The following is an 18,589-nucleotide window of genomic DNA, read 5'->3' on the forward strand; positions in this document are numbered from 1 at the left end:
AACCGCCGCGATCTGCCGGCTGGCGTCAGCGGTCGAAATAACCCGCCAGGCTCAACAATCCCTCCGACTGGCGCATCAACTCGCCACTCACCCCCTCTGCCACCTTCGCCTGCTCCACGCTGCGCCCGATGGCCTGGACATTGCCCTGCAACTGCTCATCCAGCAGCTGCACCACCTGCTCCTGCTCATGCATCGCCACGGCGATCTGCTGTCCAAGGCTGTCGACACACTGGAGTCGTCCGGCGACCGCGCTCAGGGCCCTGCCAACCTCCTGCACCTGGCCGGCACCCGCCCGAGCCAGCTCCTCGCACTGCCGGGCAATCTCGCGGTTACGCCCATTGGCCTGCTCCAGGCGCTCCAGCAGTGGCCGAATGCGCGCCGTGGCGTCCTGAGTCCGGGCTGCCAACTGCCGCACTTCGTCAGCCACCACGCTGAACCCGCGCCCCGCTTCACCGGCACGGGCAGCTTCGATGGCGGCATTGAGCGCCAGCAGGTTGGTCTGACTGGCAATGGCATCGATCAGGCTGGTGAAGCCGCCAATGGCTTCTACCTCCTGCGCCACCTCTCGGGCCGCGCGGGCACTGGAACCGATGGCCTGCTCCAGCGTGCCAAGCGCCTCCCCGCCTCCAGCGCCTGTCGCTGGCCGCCATTGGCCAAGGTGCTGGCCTCGCTGGTAGATTGGCTGGCGACCTGAACATTGCGCGTCACTTCCTGGATGGTCGCCGCCAGCTCATGCAACGCCGTGGCCACCTGCTGATTGGCCTCGCGTTGGCGGTCAAGTTGCAGTGCCTCGTCGCGGATCATCACGGCCATGTCCCCGGCCTGCCCGCCCAGCCCGGCGCCAGCGCCAGCGATACGCACCAGTGCCGCGTGCAGGCGCCGTTGTTCACTGCGCAGGCCCCAGGCAACCCGGGCCAGGCTGGCGGGCCGCTGGAGAAAACCGGCCAGCCAAGGGTCGGCGCACACCTTCAGGTGGCCCTCCAGCAGTTCGGCAATCCGCCGCCGCAACAGCAGTTGCGGCATCAGGCTGCCGAGTGCTGCGCAGATCGCGCGCCACCAGGCCGCCCCGCCCGGCGCGCCATACCGAGCGATGAGCCGGTAGCCCCGGCGCGCCTGCTCGATGCCTGCATCGTCCAACGGCAGGTACACTGCCCCGTAACCGCTGATCCCCGTGGCTCCGTGCACCGGTTTGATGTAGAGCTCCAGCCACAGTTCGTCCCCGTCGCCACGCCGATGGCACAGCGGTCCAAGCCAGGGCCGGCCGCGGCCGAGGGTGTGATGAAGGTGCTCGACCAGGCGGTGTGGCACCTGCCGATGCAGCAGCTCATCGAGGCACAATTGCTGTGCGGCCGCCGCCGTCAGCCCGTGGGCCTGGCAGAACGCGTCGTTGGAAAAGACCAACCGCCCTTGCAGGTCGGTTCGGCAGATCAATGCATCCAGCTCCATGGCACTTCCTCCAAAAAAAGGCCTGCCACTCAGGGCAGGCCAGACGCTGATCAACGGGTGCGCCCTGGGCGCCGATCAGAAGTGATGGATGTACCGCACCTGCAGCCGCGAGCCGTCCGGGCGGTTTTCCACGTCCTGCTCGAAATAGGCGTTGAACACCAGGTGATCGTCCCTGGAGAAGCTGTACATCGCCCCCGGCCCGATGGCCCAGACCTTTTCCCGGCGTCCGGCCACCTCGTGGCCGTCGACCCGGTGTCGCTGATCTGCCTGAGCCAGTAGCCGTTGATGCCCAGACGCAGTTGCGGGGTGATTGCGTAGTCGGTGGCGAAGTTGGCGTGCAGGGCCTGGCCGGCCTGGATGTCGCTGGCGTCGCCGAAGCTGTAGCCGGGGTCGTGGTTCTTGAAGTTGTAGAGGTAGTGGGCGCGCACCGAGGCCGTCCACTTCGGGGTGAACCAGTAGGTCGCCGCCCAGTACGGGTTGAATGACACCGCGTTGTTGCCGGGGTTGATGTCCTTTTTGTCGCTGTACTCGCCGGTGGGCAGGTTGACCTGCAATTCGATGCGGTGCACGAAACGCGGGCCGTCCTTGCCCATGATCGGGTCGAACTGGATGAACGGGCCGATCAGCCAGTCGCCCACCCCGCCCTGGCTCTTGAGGGCTGCATTGTCCAGCCCATCGTCGACCTTCATTTTGGTGACGATGGGTAACACCGTGTTCAAACCGAGGCTGGCGTTGCCCAAGCGCAGGCCCGAGAGATAACTGACCTGGGTGACGGCGACCTGATAGTCCAGCTCGGTTTTGGGCAGGCCGAGCTTGTCGCCGTTCCTGTCCACCAGGCGATTGGCGCTGTAGTTCTGAAAGTACTGCTGCAGGTACCAGCCCTGCCCCGCTGGCAGGCCGCCGTCGAGAAAGCTGGTGAGGCCGAGGTTGACCACCGGCAGGTCGTAGGCGTGGGCGGCACCGCTGCCCAGGGCGAGAACGCAGGCCAGGTTACGGACATTGTGCATGCAAGGCTCCTAGTGTTGTTTTTGGAGGCAGGAGGCTCAAGCGCCGAGTTCGGGGTGCGCGACGGCAACCCGGTATTGCCCGGCGTGGAAGACCAGCGGTTCTCCACCGCTGTGTCGGTAGTGCTCGATTTCACCGAGGAAGATCAGGTGGTCGCCGCCTTCGTACTGGGTGAGGTTGCGGCACACCAGCGAGGCGATGGCGCCGTCGAGCAGCGCCACCCCCGCCGTGGCCTCGACATGCTCGATACCGGCGAACTTGTCCGCCGACGGCCGCGCAAAGTGACCGGAAAGGCCGTGCTGGTCACTGCCCAGCACGTTGATGGCGAAGTGGCTGGCGGCGACGAAGTCGTTCACGCTCGGTGAGGTGCGCGCCAGGCTCCAGAGCACCAGCGGCGGGTCCAGGGACACCGAGGAAAACGAATTGGCGGTCATGCCGACCTTGCGCCCGTCGGCGCCGCGTGTGGTGATCACGGTAACGCCGGTGGCGAACTGGCCGAGCAGGTTGCGCAGGGCGCGGGGCTCGCTGCTGTCAGCGGCGAGCAGGTCGAGCGGCAGTTGTATTGCGTTCATATCCATCACTCCTCAGGCAGCCACGGGCAAGCGTTCGGCGATGAAGGCCTGGCAGGCCTGGGCATCGAACCACCACGGCGCGAAGCGGCGCGGGTCGTCGAAGTTGTTGGCGATGGCCGAGGCCAGGGCTTGCGACTGGCCAGCGGCACCGAGCAGTTGCAACAGGTGCTCGGGCGGCGGCAGCAGCATGCTGTTGGTCCAGCCGACCACGTGCTGGGCGTAGTCCCAGTAGCGTTCGAAGGTCTGCTCCATCCACTGCGGGGTGAAAGGCTGGTCGCCGAGGGCGAGGATGGCGTCGAGGTAGACCTTGCTGCACTTGGCGGCGTTGTTGGAGCCTTGGCCAGTGATCGGGTCGTTGACCACCAGCGCATCGGCCATGCCGAACACCGGCAGGCCCGAGGGCAGCTCCAGCACCGGCTTGCGCACCATGGGCGTGAAGCGCCCGGCCAGCACGCCGCCGGCATCGGTCAACTCCACATGGCGGCAGCGCTCGGCTTCCCATGGCACATAGCGGCGCACCAGCTCCAGGCTGCGTTGCAGGTGCTGCTCGGGGGTCTGCACATCCTGCCAGCAGTCCATCGGGCCGCCGGGGATGCCTTCGAAGACCATGATTTCGCACGGCCCGCTCAGGGTCAGCGCCGGGAACACGAAGTACTCACCGACCCCTGGGATGAGGTTGAAGGCGACCCGCGAGTACGGCGACATCGGCGTCATGCCCTTCACGTAGGTCAAGGCCAGGGCTCGCTGCGGCCGGTCGAAGCGGGTGCGCTCGGCATCCTTGGGGAACTGGTTGACGATCTCGCCCTTGCCGGCTGCCAGCAGCACCAGGTCGTGGCTGGTGGCAAGGCGCTCCAGTTCGGCGATGCCGACGTCTTCGATCTTCAGCTCGCCGCCACGGCGGGCGAACTCAGCCATCCACGCCGGCATCTTCAGGCGCTGGTCCACCGCCTGGGCGTAACGCTCAAGGCGCGCGCTCCAGTCGATAGCCTTGCTGCCGGGCTGCTGCGGGTCGGGCACGGCCAGGCCGATGCCTTCCACGGCGGGGCACTGTTCTTCCCAGAAGTTCAGGCCCAGTTCGCGCTCGGTCTGCAAGGCGGTGTTGAACATGCACTGGCTGGACATGACCTTGCCGGCGCGGATCTGCTCGGCGGTGCGGTTGGTGGTGATGCTCACCTGGTAGCCCTTGGCAAGCAGCCCGAGGCCCAGTTGCAGGCCGGCTTGCCCGGCCCCGACGATAGCGATGCGACGCATGGAGTGTCTCCTGTTGTTCGAATGTCTTGAGGAAAAAGCCCGCGCACCCGGCGCGAGAAGAACCCGTTATTCGGCCAGCCGCGAAATCGCAGGCTGGTTGCGCTCCGGGCCCATGACCGAGTACCCGCCATCGACGGCGTAGTCCGCGCCGGTGACGAAGCTGGCCGCCGGTGAACAGAGAAACGCCACCACCTGGGCCACTTCGGCCGGGTCGCCGAGGCGCCCGAGCAGGTGATAGTCGGCGGCCACTCGGTCGGCCTTGGCGCGGTCGCCGCCACTGACCTCCGCGATCACCCGCGACCAGGTCCAGCCCGGCGACACCGAGTTGACCCGGATGCCATCAGCGGCAAGGTCCATGGCCATGCTCCGAGTCAGTTGCTGCAGGGCGGCCTTGGACACCGGGTACAGCCAGCGCCCGGTCTGGGCGCAGCCTGCGGAAATCGAGGTGAAATTGATCACCACGCCCCCCTGAGCCTTGAGGTCGGCGTGCACCGCGCGCACCAGTTGCACCGCCGACACCAGGTTGATGTCCAGCGCGCGCAGCCACTCGCTGCGATCAGAGGCGATGCCCTGATCGAGGTAGGTGCAGGCCAGGTTGATCACCAGGTCGATCCGGCCCCAGCGTCGGCGGACCTGCCCCAGCGCATCGCTGACGGCGGCATCGTCGGTGAGGTCCACCGCCACGAACAGGCCGCTGTCGGCGAAACCTGCCGCCACCTCGGCACCCCTGGGGTCGATATCCAGAAGCGCCACCCGGGCGCCAGCGGCGACGAGCGCCTCGGCCACGGCGGCACCGATCAAGGTCGCGCCGCCACTGATCAACGCCACCTTGCCTTCAAGGTTTTTGTGCAGGTTCATGGCTCAACCCTCGATCGGCAGGTCGGCGCTGGTGGCCCAGCCGGGCATCAGCGTGTTCGACGGCAGGCTTTCATCGAGCAGCTTGTGCGCCGTCACCGCCCCGGCCACCGGCAGGCCGGCAGGGTCGAGCAGGCCGATCTGCACCAGCACGCTGGCCTGGTCCCAGTAGATGTGCTCGTGATAGAGCTTCGGCCCACGGAACTCGACCACACCCAGCATAGGGATTTCGACCGCCCGCCCGGTAGGGGCAACGCCCGGCAGCAGCCAGTCGATCTCGCGGTCGTGGGTGAAGCTCATGATGAACTCATCGACGATCTGCGACGCGCCGACCGTGCGCGAAATCGGTGTCAGGCGCATGTCCTGCGGGTTGCCATGCACGAAGTGGTAGCGATAGAAACGCGCAAGCTCGCGGTAGCCGACGCCACCTGTCATGGTCGGGATGTGGTTGACGTACGGCTGCGGCACCATGGTCGCCATGGTGGCGGGCACGTCGCGGGTGTCGAACTCGTGGCGGATGTGCTCTTCCCACAGGTCCGACAGGTTGTAGTCCGGGCCGATGCTGCGGCGCAGCGCGGCAATGCTGCGTTCATGGGCCAGCAGCGCCGAGGGCTTGTGATAGTGATCGCCGGCAGGCCGGGCAAAGGCGTGGTCGACCTGCGGGTAAACGTAGGCTTCGGTACCGGCTTTGCGTTTGAGCGCGTCGATGATCGCTTCGCGGGCCTCGGCCGGGCAGAAGCGGTCCAGCTCGGCGAAATGCAGCACCAGCCGGCCGCTGAGGCCTTCGAGCTCATGCAGTGCCTGTTCGATGCCGACGCCGTAGTAACCCACCGCGCAGGCCACCTCCGGCAAACGGCAGGCCGCAAGGTAGGCCAGCTTGCCGCCCAGGCAGTAGCCGACCACGCCCAGGCCGGCATCGCTGCAAGCCTCAAGGCTTCTCAGGTGGCTCAGGCTGGCGGCGATATCAAGAACGCCGAGGCCTTCGTCGAAGGCTTCGTACAGGGCAAAGGCGCGCTGGAAATCGGCCTCGGTGTAGCCTACGGTCGACCCCGGCCTGCTGGCGCCAGTAGAGGTCCGGCACCAGCACGGTGTAGCCCTCCTCCGCCAGTTGGTCGGCCACTGCGCGCATGGCGGCGTTGACCCCGAAGATTTCCTGGCAGAGACCACGCCCGGGCCACGGCCATCGATGGACGTTACCAGGTAGGCCTGGAACGGCTCGCCGGAGTCCGAGCGGACGTGAACGTAGTGTCCCTTCATTGCGATGTCTCCAGTCGTTGACGGTGGAGACATCTTCACGGGGTTGGGGAAACGGGGCTGTCCGGTGGGTGCGGGTAAAGTCCGCTGGCTGCGGAAAGTTGTGTGCGCCTGAACATCACCGGGCTGCGAGGCCGGCTAGACCTCGCACAGCGGCGTCTCGAGCCACACCAGTGTCTGCTGCGCCGGCATCGGCTTGGCGAAGTAGTAGCCCTGCACCAGCTTGGCCCCCAGGCTCTCCAGCGCGCTGAGCTCCTGCGCGCTTTCCACCCCTTCGACGATGCAGTCCAGCTGCATGTCAGCGCTTAGCGCCAGCAGCGATTTGACGATCTTGAAGCTCGCCGGGTTGATGTGCATGTCGCTGACGAAGCTGCGGTCGACCTTGAGCTTGGTCAGCGCCAGGGCGTGCAGCTGCGAGAGGCTCGAATAGCCCGTGCCGAAGTCGTCCAGCGAGATACCGCAGCCCATTTCGCGGAACATCGCGATGACCAGCTGCACCTGCTGCAAATCCTGCATCACGGCGGTTTCGGTGATCTCCAGGTCCAGCCGCGCGGGGTCGAAACCGCTGGCACGGATCGTGTCGATCAACACCTGGGCCGCTTGTGGCGAACCGCAATCGCGGGCCGACAGGTTGAACGAAAGGCGCACATCGCCCGGCCATTGGCTGGCAGTCGCCAGGGCCTTGCGCAGCAGCGGCACGGTGAGCTGGTTGATCATGCCGATGCGCTCGGCCACTGAAATGAACTGCCCCGGGGGCACGAACCCCAGATGCGGGCTGTGCCAGCGGGCCAGGGCTTCGAAGGCCACGGTGCCGCGCCCGTCGAGAGCGATGATCGGCTGGAACACCACAGCCAGCTCTGCGTCCAGGTCTGCCCGGCGCAAGGCCTGCTCGGTGAGGATGTCGCGCTCCAGCTGCGCCTGATGCTGCTCGCTGAACACCGACACCTGGCCGCGGTGGTTGCGCTTGCTCTGGTACAGCGCGTAGTCGGCGAACTCGAAGGCCTGCTCGGCATCGGCAGCACGGTCCGGGTAGGTGGTCACGCCCAGTGAAGCGCCTATCTGCACCGGCACGTCGGTGAGGGTGATCGGCACCGCCAGCACCTGGCAGATCATTTGCCCGAAGGCCAGCAACTGCGCATCGCTCTCCACCCGCTCGATGATCAGGGCGAATTCGTCGCCGCCCAGCCGAGCCAATTGCGTGCGCGTATCGATCAGCGCCCTGAGGCGTTCGCCCACTTGCACCAGCAGGCTGTCACCGACGCTGTGGCCATAGAGGTCGTTGATCGGCTTGAAGCCGTCCAGGTCGAGGATGCCTACTGCCAGGCGCGTGTTGTCTTGCTGCGCGCGTTCCAACGCCTGGCCCAGGGCGGTGAAGAACTGGCGCCGATTGGGCAAGCCGGTGAGGCTGTCTTCGTGCGCCAGGCGCAGGTTTTCGTCGCTCAGCTGCTCGCTGCGCGCCTGTTCGGCCACGAGCCGGGTGAAGGTGTTGTAGTGGCTGTTCAGAATCACCAGCATGGCAACCGACACCAGCAGAATGTTGACCGCGCAAGCCACCAGCACGGGCGTACCGGTGTTGAAGAAAAACAGGATGAACGCGGTGTCGACCACCGCTGAGGTGATCAGCGCGGCGCAGCGCAGGTGCATCATCGAGAAGATGCAGCCAATGACCGTGATCGCCATGTAGAACGCCACATGGGCGCGGGCGTAGTCGTCACCGTAGGGGTACAGCGACAGCGACCAGGCAGCGAAGCCCACCGCCACCGGCAGCGAGAGCACGGCGGTGCGCAGCAGGCTGGCATGGATTTCCTGGTCGTCGGGCATCTGCCCGCGCCGGCGCCACCAGTAGGAGGTGCGCCAGATGCTCACCGCAGTGAGCAAGGCCGGGACCACCAAGGTCAGCGCCAGTGGCGCCAGGTGTACGTGGGTGGCCACCAGGATCCAGGTGTTGACCACCAGGATGAAATACATCATCGGCAATTGCCGAGCCAGGGCCGTGTACTGCGCGCGAAGCAGCCGTGGATCGTCGCGAGGCAGAGCCATCAGTGCACGCAGGCGTTCGCCCAAGCCTTTGATCAACGCCATGTGCCCTCGTTGCGCTGGAGTTTGTAGGAGCGCGCGCGAACGCGCCGTTCCTTGAACGTGTCGGCACCACCCAGCAGAACTGTAGGCTACGGTTGCACGCAGCGCGCCCCCAGCGCATCGATCACCTGGCGCAGCTCGTCGCCGGGATGCGCCACTTCCACGCTCAACCCCTCTACCTCGCGGCGATACGGGTAAGCCTTGCGCAAACGGTCGAAGCCGGCGCGCTGCGCCGCGTCATCGGCCACCAGGCTGCGGCGCAGGTCAGCGTCGTCCCGGCGCGGGTCGTAAACCGCGCGGCACAGGGTGGCCAATGCCCACTGCGCGTCGCACGCCGGGTGCAGGCGAACGCTTTGCAACCAAGGCTCGGGAGCAGATCGGCCAGCCTCACCGCCTCTTCCACCCCCAGCCAGCGGCACAGGGCCTGGTAGATCTGCGCGGTGCCGCGCTGTTTGCCGTCCAGGCTGTGGCCGGCGATGTGCGGGGTGGCGATCAGGCAGCGGGCAGCCAGTTCGCGGTCGACGCTCGGTTCATGCTCCCAGACATCCAGCACCGCCAACAGGTCGGGCCGTTCGGCCAACACCTGCTTGAGCGCCAGGTTGCTGACCACCGGCCCCCGCGCGGCATTGATCAGCCAGGTGCCAGGGCGCAGCGCTCGCAGGCGCTGGGCATCGAGCAGGTGCCAGGTGGCGTGCTCGCCTTCGCGGGTGAGCGGTGTGTGCAAGCTGATGACGTCGCACTGCGCCAGCAAGGCGTCCAGCCCCACATAGCCTTGGCCACCGGCGGCCTCGCGCACCGGGTCGCACACCAGCACCTTCCAGCCCAGTGCGCGCAACACACTGATCAGGCGCCCGCCCACCTCACCGGCACCCACCACCCCATAGGTGCGTGAGGTGAGCGCGCAGCCTTCCCGCTCGGCCAGCAGCAACAGGCTGCCCAGCACGTACTCGACCACCCCCGAGCATTGCAGCCCGGCGCGCTGGCCCAGTGGATGCCGGCCTCGGCAAACCAGGGCAGGTCGAGGTGGTCGGTGCCGATGGTGCAGGTGCCGACGAAACGCACCGGTGTGCCTTCGAGCAGTGCGCGGTCCACGCGGGTGATCGAACGCACGATCAGCGCATCGGCATCCTGCACGTGCTCACGGCGGATCTCTCGGCCCGGCGCCCGGCGGATCTGGCCAAACCCTGCAAAAAACTCGCTGGCCAATGGAATGTTTTCGTCGACGACGATCAGCATGGCGCGTCAGGCCCCTTTGCGAATCCAGTAGAGGTAGGTGTCCCCCTCGGCCAGCTGGCGTACCAGCTCGTGGCCGAGGAAGGCGCAGAACTTGGGAATGTCGCGCTGCGTGGAGGGGTCGGTGGCAATGACCTTGAGCACGCCGCTGGCGGGCAGGTCGCGTACTTTCTGGTGCAGCATCATCACAGGCTCCGGGCAGTTCAGGCCGGTGGCGTCGAGCAGGGCGTCTTCTTTGAGGTCGTCAGGCATAGGGGTATCCACAGGTCAGAGGCGTCGCTCCGTTACACGTCGCCCGGCAAGCCGGCCTCCCACATTTCCACCTCTGGATGGGAGACCTGCCTCTCACTGGTAATAAGAGGTGGGAGGCCGGCTTGCCGGGCGACGTGTAACAGGCGACGCCGCAAAGCAGTTATTCAGTGATCGAGCCGGCGCAGGTGGCAGGTGACTTCTTCGCGGTCATGGTAAAGCTGCTTGCAGGCGATGCTCACCTTCACCTTGCGCGCCTTGAAACCGGCCTCGATGCGTTCGAGCAGGCGCTTGACCTCAGCATAGCGCTGCTTCATAGGCAGCTTCAGGTTCACCACCGCCTCACGGCAGTAGCCCTCCCCAGCCAGGTTTCGAGCAAGGCGGCATTGCGCGCGGGCTTTTCGACGATGTCGCAGACCATCCAGTCCACTGGCGGCCTGGGTGCGTAGGTGAAGCCGTCGGTCATCAAGTGCCGCACCAGGCCTGTGTCCATCAGGCTCTGCGCCATCGGGCCATTGTCGATGGCGGTGGTGAGCATGCCGCGGCGCACCAGCTGGTAGGTCCAGCCACCGGGGGCGGCGCCCAGGTCGACGGCGGTCATGTCGCCGTGCAGGCGCTCATCCCACTGCTCGCGGGGAATGAACTGGTGCCAGGCTTCCTCAAGCTTGAGGGTCGAGCGGCTGGGGGCTTCGCGCGGGAACTTGAGCCGGGGGATGCCCATCGGCCACAGCGCCGAGTTTGCGGCCTCGGCAATGCCGGCGAACACCTCGCGCCCGCTTTGCACGGTGAGCAACAAGCGCGGCCCGGCGCCGCCTTCCACCAGCCGGCCGGCATTGATCAACGCCTTGCGCAGCGGCGCTTCGAACTTGCGGCAAAAGGTCGCCAGCTCCTTGCCGTCATTGGTGTCGACCATCTCCAGCCACAGGCTGCCGCACACGGGATAGTCGGCCAGCGCCGCCAGCAGCACGCCGATACGATCGGTTTCCGGCAGCGAAACCCAGCTGCCACGCGCCCATTGCCGCGGGAAGATCAGCCGGCTGAAGGGCTGCGCCATCAGCGCCTGGGCGCTCTGGGCATCGTTGCAGACGAATTCGGCGCAGGCGCTGTGCGCCCGGCCCTTGGCATAGCCGGCGATACCGGCGTGGGCCGCCAGGTCGCTCAGCTCGGCGCACACTTCGGCCTCGAACCCCGGCCGGCAATGCATAAACAAGGTGTTCATGAAAAACCCTGAGACACTAAAGGCGCGGATGATAAAGGAATTCGGAACCGCTGGCGCGCAGGTGAAGTCCACTTTCAAAGACCAAACCCATCAGGGCCCGTGCCGTGCGGGCCGCGCAGGAGACCGTTTCAATGCCCTCCCACGATAGCCTGAACACCCTTCGCACCCTCAAAGCCGGCGGCCGTGAGTACCACTATTACAGCCTCCCGGAAGCCGCCAAGAGCCTGGGTGACCTGCAAAAGCTGCCGATGTCGCTCAAGGTGCTGCTGGAAAACCTGCTGCGCTTCGAAGACGGCACCAGCGTGACCCGTGACGATATCCAGGCCCTGGCCGGCTGGCTCAAGGAGCGGCGCTCCGACCGCGAGATCCAGTACCGCCCAGCGCGGGTGTTGATGCAGGACTTCACTGGCGTGCCGGCGGTGGTCGACCTGGCCGCCATGCGTGCCGCAGTCGCCAGCGCCGGTGCCGACCCGCAGAAGATCAACCCGCTGTCGCCGGTGGACCTGGTGATCGACCACTCGGTGATGGTCGACACCTATGGCACCCCGCAGGCGTTCGGGGAGAACGTCGACATCGAGATGCAGCGCAACGGTGAACGTTACGCCTTCCTGCGCTGGGGCCAGAATGCTTTCGACAACTTCAGTGTGGTGCCACCGGGCACCGGCATCTGCCACCAGGTAAACCTTGAGTACCTGGGTCAGACGGTCTGGACCAAAGAAGAAGACGGCCGCACCTACGCCTTCCCCGACACGCTGGTGGGCACCGACTCGCACACCACCATGATCAACGGCCTGGGCGTGCTGGGCTGGGGCGTGGGCGGTATCGAAGCAGAGGCAGCCATGCTCGGCCAGCCGGTGTCGATGCTGATCCCTGAAGTGGTGGGCTTCAAGCTCAGCGGCAAACTCCGTGAGGGCATCACCGCCACTGACCTGGTGCTGACCGTAACGCAGATGCTGCGCAAGAAAGGCGTGGTGGGCAAATTCGTCGAGTTCTACGGCGACGGCCTTGCCGACCTGCCGCTGGCTGACCGCGCCACCTTGGGCAACATGGCGCCCGAGTACGGCGCGACCTGCGGCTTCTTCCCGGTCGATGAGGTAACCCTGGACTACCTGCGCCTGTCCGGGCGCAGCGATGAAACCGTGCAGCGTGTCGAGGCCTACTGCAAGGCCCAGGGCCTGTGGCGGTTGCCTGGCCAGGAGCCGGTATTCAGCGCGCAGCTGGAGCTGGACATGGGCAGTGTCGAGTCCTGCCTTGCCGGGCCCAAGCGCCCGCAGGACCGGGTGCCACTGCCGCAGGTGGCGCAGGCGTTCAACGACTTCGTGGGCCTGCAACTCAAGCCTGCGAGCAAGGAAGAAGGCCGCCTGGAAAGCGAAGGCGGCGGTGGTGTGGCGGTCGGCAATGCTGCCCAGGCCGGGGAAGCGACCTACAGCTTCGGCGGCCAGAGCCATTCGCTGCGTAATGGCGCCGTGGTGATCGCGGCAATCACCAGCTGCACCAACACCTCGAACCCCAGCGTGATGATGGCGGCCGGCCTGCTGGCGAAAAACGCTGTCGAAAAGGGCCTCACGCGCAAACCCTGGGTCAAGAGCTCACTGGCCCCCGGGTCGAAAGTGGTGACCGACTACTTCGAAGCCGCAGGGCTCACGCCATACCTGGACCAACTGGGCTTCGACCTGGTGGGCTACGGCTGCACCACCTGCATCGGCAACTCCGGCCCGCTGGACGCGCCCATCGAAAAAGCCATTCAAGAGGCTGACCTCACGGTTGCCTCGGTGCTGTCCGGCAATCGCAACTTCGAGGGCCGGGTGCATCCGCTGGTGAAAACCAACTGGCTGGCCTCCCCGCCGCTGGTGGTGGCCTATGCGCTGGCCGGTAACGTGCAGGTCGATATCAGCAGCGAGCCGCTGGGCGAAGATAAGGACGGCAAGCCGGTTTACCTGCGTGATATCTGGCCGAGCCAGCAGGCGGTGGCCGACGCGGTGGCGAAAGTGCAGACCTCCATGTTCAACCGCCAGTACGCCGATGTGTTCAAAGGCGATGAGCAATGGCAGTCCATCGCCGTGCCACAGGCGGCCACCTATGAGTGGCAGGCCGATTCCACTTACATCCAGCACCCTCCGTTCTTCTCCGACATTGCCGGCCCACTGCCGGCCATCGTCGACATCAAGGGCGCCAATGCCCTGGCGGTGCTGGGCGACTCGGTGACCACCGACCACATCTCCCCTGCCGGCAACATCAAGGCCGACAGCCCGGCCGGGCGCTACCTGCGCGAGCACGGGGTCGAACCCAAGGATTTCAACTCCTACGGCTCGCGCCGCGGCAACCATGAAGTGATGATGCGCGGCACCTTCGCCAATATCCGGATTCGCAACGAAATGCTCGGCGGTGAGGAAGGCGGCAACACCGTGCACATTCCGACGGGCGAGAAACTGGCCATCTACGACGCCGCGATGCGCTACCAGCAGGCCGGCACGCCGTTGGTCATCATCGCCGGCCTTGAATACGGCACCGGCTCGAGCCGCGACTGGGCGGCCAAGGGCACCAACCTGTTGGGGGTCAAGGCGGTGATCGCCGAGAGCTTCGAGCGCATCCACCGCTCCAACCTGGTGGGCATGGGTGTGTTGCCGCTGCAGTTTCTTTCCGAGCAGAGCCGCAAAAGCCTGAACCTCACCGGCCGGGAAACCTTTGACATCACCGGCCTTGAAGGCCAGGCGCTCAAGCCGCGCATGCACCTGACCCTGGGCATCACCCGCACCAATGGCGAGCGCGAGGAAGCCGAAGTGCTGTGCCGCATCGACACGCTCAATGAGGTCGAGTACTTCAAGGCTGGCGGCATCCTGCACTATGTGTTGCGCCAGCTGATTGCCTGAACGAGGCGGCGCGGGACGTTCCTGACTATCCCGACGCCGCTTTTCCTACAGGCCACCCTCAGCCCCCTACCGATAATCGGGTTTACCGTTCGATCGACTGGGGGCTTTCATGACGCAACATACCGAGCCACAAGTTCCACCGGCCACGCTGCGTAAAGTGATCGCTGCTTCCGCTATCGGCAACTTCGTCGAGTGGTTCGATTTCGCCGTATACGGGTTCCTCGCCACGATCATCGCCAAGGCCTTTTTCGCCAGCGGTGACACCAGCGTCGCGCTGCTCAAGACCTTTGCGGTCTTCGCGGTGGCGTTCGCACTCCGGCCATTGGGCGGAGTATTTTTTGGTGCATTGGGCGACCGCCTGGGCGCAAACGCATCCTCTCGCTGACCATCCTGATGATGGCGGGTGCCACCACGGTGATCGGGCTGCTGCCTACCTATGAAAGCATCGGCCTGTTGGCGCCGCTGCTGCTGACCTTGACCCGCTGCATCCAGGGTTTTTCCGCCGGCGGTGAGTACGCCGGCGCCTGTGCGTACCTGATGGAGCACGCGCCGCGTGACAAACGTGCCTGGTACGGCAGCTTCGTGCCGGTGTCCACCTTCTCTGCCTTTGCCTGCGCCGCTGTGCTGGCCTATACGCTGGACGCCACCTTGCCGGCCGAGGCGATGAATGCCTGGGGCTGGCGCATTCCGTTTCTGGTAGCGGCACCGCTGGGCATCGTCGGCCTCTACCTGCGCTGGCGCATGGAAGAAACCCCGGCGTTTCGCGAAGCCATGAGCGAGGCGCCGGCCCACAGCCATTCGCCGCTCAAGCAGACCTTGCGCAACCACGGCGGCGCGATCTGCCGGCTGGGGGCGTTCATCTCGCTGACGGCGTTGTCGTTCTATATGTTCACCACCTATTTTGCGACCTACCTGCAAGTGGTGGGGCACCTGACCCGCGCCCAGGCGCTGATGGTGTCGACTGTGGCATTGCTGTTCGCCGCTGCTGCCTGCCCGCTGGCGGGGGCGTTTTCGGATAAGGTCGGCCGGCGCAAGACCGTGGGTTTCACCTGCCTGTGGGTGATGATCACGGTGTTCCCGGCGTTCTGGCTGGCAAGCTCGGGCAATGTGGGGGCGTCGATTCTCGGGGTTCTGTTGTTGGCGGTGGGGGCACTGTTGTGTGGCGTGGTGACCGCAGCGCTGCTGTCGGAGACCTTCCCGACGCGTACCCGGTACACCGCTTCGGCGATCACTTACAACCTGGCCTATACAATCTTCGGCGGCACCGCGCCGCTGATGGCGACCTGGCTGATCGACCTTTCCGGCAGCAACCTGGCGCCGGCGTTCTACCTGGTGGTGATTGCCCTGCTGGCCATGGCCGGCGGCCTGGCGCTGCCGGAGACCTCGCGGATTTCACTGCATGAGGCGGGGGAATGGGAGGATGACCCGGTGGCGCGGGCGCTGCGGCCTTGAGGCCAGAGCGTCGTCGCGCGGCTAGCCGCCCTCCCACCGAGTGATCTGTGCTGCTGGGCTAATGAAGTGGGAGGCCGGCTCGCCGGGCGACGTGTAACGGGCAACGTCGCGCGGCGAGCCACCCTTCCAAGGGAGCGCACATCAGGTAATCGGCGCAGGGTTGAAGAGCACGATATCGTTATGCAAACGATGCTGCTCGGCCCAGGTCTGTTTGCGGCCGCTGGCCACATCCAGGTAGTAATGGAACAGCTCCCACCCCAGTTCCTCGATGCTCATGCGCCCGGTGGCCACGCGGCCGGCGTCGATGTCGATCAGGTCATGCCAGCGCTTGGCAAGCTCGGTTCGGGTACATACCTTGACTACCGGCGTCATTGCTAGCCCGTACGGTGTGCCGCGGCCGGTGGTGAACACGTGCAGGTTCATCCCGGCCGCCAGTTGCAGCGTGCCGCACACGAAGTCACTTGCCGGCGTTGCGCAGAAGATCAGCCCTTTGCGATCGACACGTTCGCCCGGGCCGATCACGCCGTTGATGGCGCTGCTGCCTGACTTGACGATCGAGCCCAGCGCTTTTTCCACGATGTTGGACAACCCGCCTTTCTTGTTGCCCGGTGTGGTGTTGGCGCTGCGGTCGGCGGCGCCGCGCTCGAGGTATTGGTCATACCAGTCCATCTCGCGCACCAGGGCATTGGCCACTTCCATGTTCTCGGCTCGAGCAGTGAGCATGTAGATGGCGTCGCGCACCTCGGTGTTTTCCGAGAACATCACCGTGGCGCCGGCGCGCACTAGCAGGTCTGCGGCATAGCCCAGGGCCGGGTTGGCGGTGATGCCGCTGAAGGCGTCGCTGCCGCCGCACTGCATTCCCAGGATCAACTCGCTGGCCGGCACGGTTTCGCGGCGGCGTTGGTCGAGCTTTTTCAGGCGGACTTCAGCCAGCTCCATGATCTGCTCGATCATTTCGCCGAACCCCTGCCCGGCATCCTGCAGGCGGTACAGCCAAGGGTCGGACAAGTCCACCGAAGGGTCATCTTCATGCATCACCTGCCCGGCCTGCAGCTTTTCGCAGCCCAGGCTGATCACCAGCGCTTCGCCGCCAAGGTTGGGATTGCGCGACAGGTTGCGCACGGTGCGGATGGGGATGTAGGCGTCGCGGGCGTTGATCGCCACGCCACAGCCGTAGCTGTGGGTCAGCGCCACCACATCGTCGACATTGGGGTACCTGGGCAGCAGCTCCTGGCGAATGCGCTTGACTGCGTGCTCCAGCACGCCGGTCACGCACTGCACGGTGGTGGTGATGCCAAGGATATTGCGCGTGCCGACAGTACCGTCGGCGTTGCGGTAGCCCTCGAAGGTGTAGCCTTCGAGCGGCGGCAAGGGTGCCGGCACGGCGGTCGACATCGGCAAGCTGTCCAGCGCCGGTGCCGTGGGCATGCGCAGTTGGTGCTCCTGTACCCAACTGCCCTTGCGCAGCGGCTGGTTGGCGTAGCCGATCACCTGGCCGTAGCGGCGTACTTCGGCGCCCTCGGGAATGTCCACCGTGGCCACCTTGTGGCTCTGCGGTACACCTTCGACCGTCACCAGGCCATCGGGAAACGCGCTGCCTTCGGCAACGCCCTGGTCATTGACCACCACCACGACGTTGTCATCCTCGTGCAGGCGGACATAACGGGGGGAGTCAGAATGTTCGATCAATTGCATGGGGTGTTCCCCTTGTAAGTCTTGTTATCAGGCGTATTCGAACCAAGGCTCGGCCGGGCCGGAATGGCCTGCGAGCAACGAGGGATACGTTATCGTACAGGCTGAATAAATGATAGCCCTCTGACCGGGTACGATTTCCCTTTTGAAGCGCTTCGAACACCTCGAAATCCAAAAGGTTGTCGTACTACGATCACAGCAACCAAGATGTTTTGAAAATGCCCGGAACATTTTGCCCTGCGCCCTGTCGCCGCCGCGCACGCAACACTGGACAACCTCACTCGGCCGGTCTATGTTCGCGCTTTCAGCCCGGCGCAATGGATGCGCCCGACTCACAGTGGTCGTGTATCGAGGGATCCAGACTGTGAAGATTTCATCGATGTTGGCCCTGGTGCTGGGTGCGCCGCTGCTGAGCGGGTGCAGTTCCCCTGCTCCGACCCAGTGGCGCTACGTGCTGTACGATGACAGCCATGTCGCCCCACAGGCCGACTACAGCGGCCTCACCAAATTCACCCTCGCCCGCTCGTTGCTGCTGGTGCAGCCGCCCAGCAAACCGGGGGGCGCCGCCGAAATGCTGTCGGTACCGGCAGAGGCGCTGGGCGCCGGCACCCATTATGGTTTCCAGCCCCTGGCCCCGGCCGCTCCGCCTCAGTTGACCACCTATGAAGGCACGCGGCTGGTTCACAGCCTGGTGATGAATGCCAACCCGGCGCAGCGCCCACAGGCACCGGTTACGGTGACAGCCGCTCAGAACACCGCTGCCGAAAAAGGCCAGAAACGCCAACCTGCCCTGCCCTTGGCTGTCGACACCCAGCGCCTGATGGAGCAACCCGACAGCAGCGCCGGCACCCGCTATGCCGTGTTGCGCAACGCGGGCAACAGCGTTGCCATCCGCTTCGACTATGGCGCAGTGCCCAGCGATGCGATCGCCACCGCCAAGCTCGACCTGGCACGCGCCTCCGGGGTCTACTTCCACTCCGCCTGCCGTACCGCCACGCTCACCTTCCTGAGCGAGCCGCTAAAGCAACAGCAGTTCACGGTCACCGTGGCCGACCCCAATTTCGTCCAGACAGTCGCACTCGACGGCCAGCTGCAACTCACCAGCCATGCCGGTTGCGGCGTCGATCAAGGGCTCAAGGGTGAGGATGGCGCTACGTTGGCAGCGCTTAATCAGAACATCGCGCAGGCTCGCACCCTGGCCCATGCCTGGGCGACGCAGCCAACCGCTGACCAGGCCCAGGCCATGGCTCAGGTTCAACCGGCCCCACGCGCGGCAAGTGCCGAGCGCAAGGCAGTTGCCGCCGCCAAGGCCGCAGCCCAGCAGCGGCGCCAGCAGGAAGAAGCAGTGCGCAGTTCACAGGTGCAGCAGCCTGCCGCGGTTCAGCTGGAGACCTTCAGGTTCTGAGGCTTTT

General features: G+C 65.6%; 10 protein-coding genes and 5 pseudogenes. 3 read left to right on the forward strand and 12 right to left on the reverse strand.

Features of this window, described 5'->3' with window-relative positions:
- Positions 1 to 25 precede the first annotated feature (25 nt).
- From LN139_RS10435 to rlmM, 11 genes and pseudogenes are all read right to left on the reverse strand, one after another.
- Complete coding sequence (locus tag LN139_RS10435; protein WP_442964428.1) at positions 26 to 604, reverse strand: methyl-accepting chemotaxis protein; 579 nt, start codon at positions 602 to 604, stop codon at positions 26 to 28.
- The gene (locus tag LN139_RS10440; protein ID WP_236359827.1) at positions 547 to 1,446 is read right to left on the reverse strand and encodes a methyl-accepting chemotaxis protein; all 900 of its coding nucleotides are present in this window, start codon (positions 1,444 to 1,446) and stop codon (positions 547 to 549) included. Before LN139_RS10440 ends, LN139_RS10435 begins: the two co-directional genes overlap by 58 nt.
- 75 nt (positions 1,447 to 1,521) lie before the next feature.
- Positions 1,522 to 2,453 (reverse strand): annotated as a pseudogene (locus tag LN139_RS10445) (SphA family protein).
- Positions 2,454 to 2,489: 36 nt separating this feature from the next.
- Positions 2,490 to 3,023 (reverse strand): flavin reductase family protein, encoded by a 534-nt coding sequence (locus LN139_RS10450; protein ID WP_236359828.1) that lies wholly within the window; start codon positions 3,021 to 3,023, stop codon positions 2,490 to 2,492.
- 12 nt (positions 3,024 to 3,035) lie between these two features.
- Positions 3,036 to 4,274: a styrene monooxygenase/indole monooxygenase family protein gene (locus tag LN139_RS10455; RefSeq protein WP_236359829.1), complete on the reverse strand. Its 1,239-nt coding sequence runs from the start codon at positions 4,272 to 4,274 to the stop codon at positions 3,036 to 3,038.
- 66 nt (positions 4,275 to 4,340) lie between these two features.
- Positions 4,341 to 5,132: an SDR family oxidoreductase gene (locus LN139_RS10460; RefSeq protein WP_236359830.1), complete on the reverse strand. Its 792-nt coding sequence runs from the start codon at positions 5,130 to 5,132 to the stop codon at positions 4,341 to 4,343.
- A 3-nt stretch (positions 5,133 to 5,135) separates the two neighbouring features.
- Positions 5,136 to 6,386, reverse strand: a pseudogene (locus LN139_RS10465) (dienelactone hydrolase family protein).
- Positions 6,387 to 6,521: 135 nt separating this feature from the next.
- Positions 6,522 to 8,459, reverse strand: a complete 1,938-nt coding sequence (locus LN139_RS10470) for a putative bifunctional diguanylate cyclase/phosphodiesterase (protein WP_236360356.1) — start codon at positions 8,457 to 8,459, stop codon at positions 6,522 to 6,524.
- Positions 8,460 to 8,551: 92 nt separating this feature from the next.
- Positions 8,552 to 9,698: pseudogene (gene pdxB, locus LN139_RS10475) on the reverse strand (4-phosphoerythronate dehydrogenase PdxB).
- A 6-nt stretch (positions 9,699 to 9,704) separates the two neighbouring features.
- Positions 9,705 to 9,947 (reverse strand): sulfurtransferase TusA, encoded by a 243-nt coding sequence (gene tusA / locus LN139_RS10480; RefSeq protein WP_236359831.1) that lies wholly within the window; start codon positions 9,945 to 9,947, stop codon positions 9,705 to 9,707.
- 164 nt (positions 9,948 to 10,111) lie between these two features.
- Positions 10,112 to 11,163: pseudogene (rlmM, locus tag LN139_RS10485) on the reverse strand (23S rRNA (cytidine(2498)-2'-O)-methyltransferase RlmM).
- Positions 11,164 to 11,294: 131 nt separating this feature from the next.
- On the opposite strand from rlmM, the gene acnA reads away from it, so the two are divergent.
- Both acnA and LN139_RS10495 read left to right on the forward strand, forming a co-directional pair.
- Positions 11,295 to 14,033: an aconitate hydratase AcnA gene (acnA, locus tag LN139_RS10490; RefSeq protein ID WP_236359832.1), complete on the forward strand. Its 2,739-nt coding sequence runs from the start codon at positions 11,295 to 11,297 to the stop codon at positions 14,031 to 14,033.
- Positions 14,034 to 14,142: 109 nt separating this feature from the next.
- Positions 14,143 to 15,485 (forward strand): annotated as a pseudogene (locus LN139_RS10495) (MFS transporter).
- Between the two features lie 141 nt (positions 15,486 to 15,626).
- Here the strand turns inward: LN139_RS10495 and garD are convergent.
- Entirely contained in the window at positions 15,627 to 17,180 is a 1,554-nt protein-coding gene (garD, locus tag LN139_RS10500) for a galactarate dehydratase (protein WP_236359833.1), read from the reverse strand.
- 376 nt (positions 17,181 to 17,556) lie between these two features.
- On the opposite strand from garD, the gene LN139_RS10505 reads away from it, so the two are divergent.
- Positions 17,557 to 18,582, forward strand: a complete 1,026-nt coding sequence (locus LN139_RS10505) for a hypothetical protein (RefSeq protein ID WP_236359834.1) — start codon at positions 17,557 to 17,559, stop codon at positions 18,580 to 18,582.
- Positions 18,583 to 18,589: the final 7 nt, after the last annotated feature.

This window comes from Pseudomonas sp. KNUC1026 (genome assembly GCF_021650705.1).
Lineage (GTDB): Bacteria > Pseudomonadota > Gammaproteobacteria > Pseudomonadales > Pseudomonadaceae > Aquipseudomonas.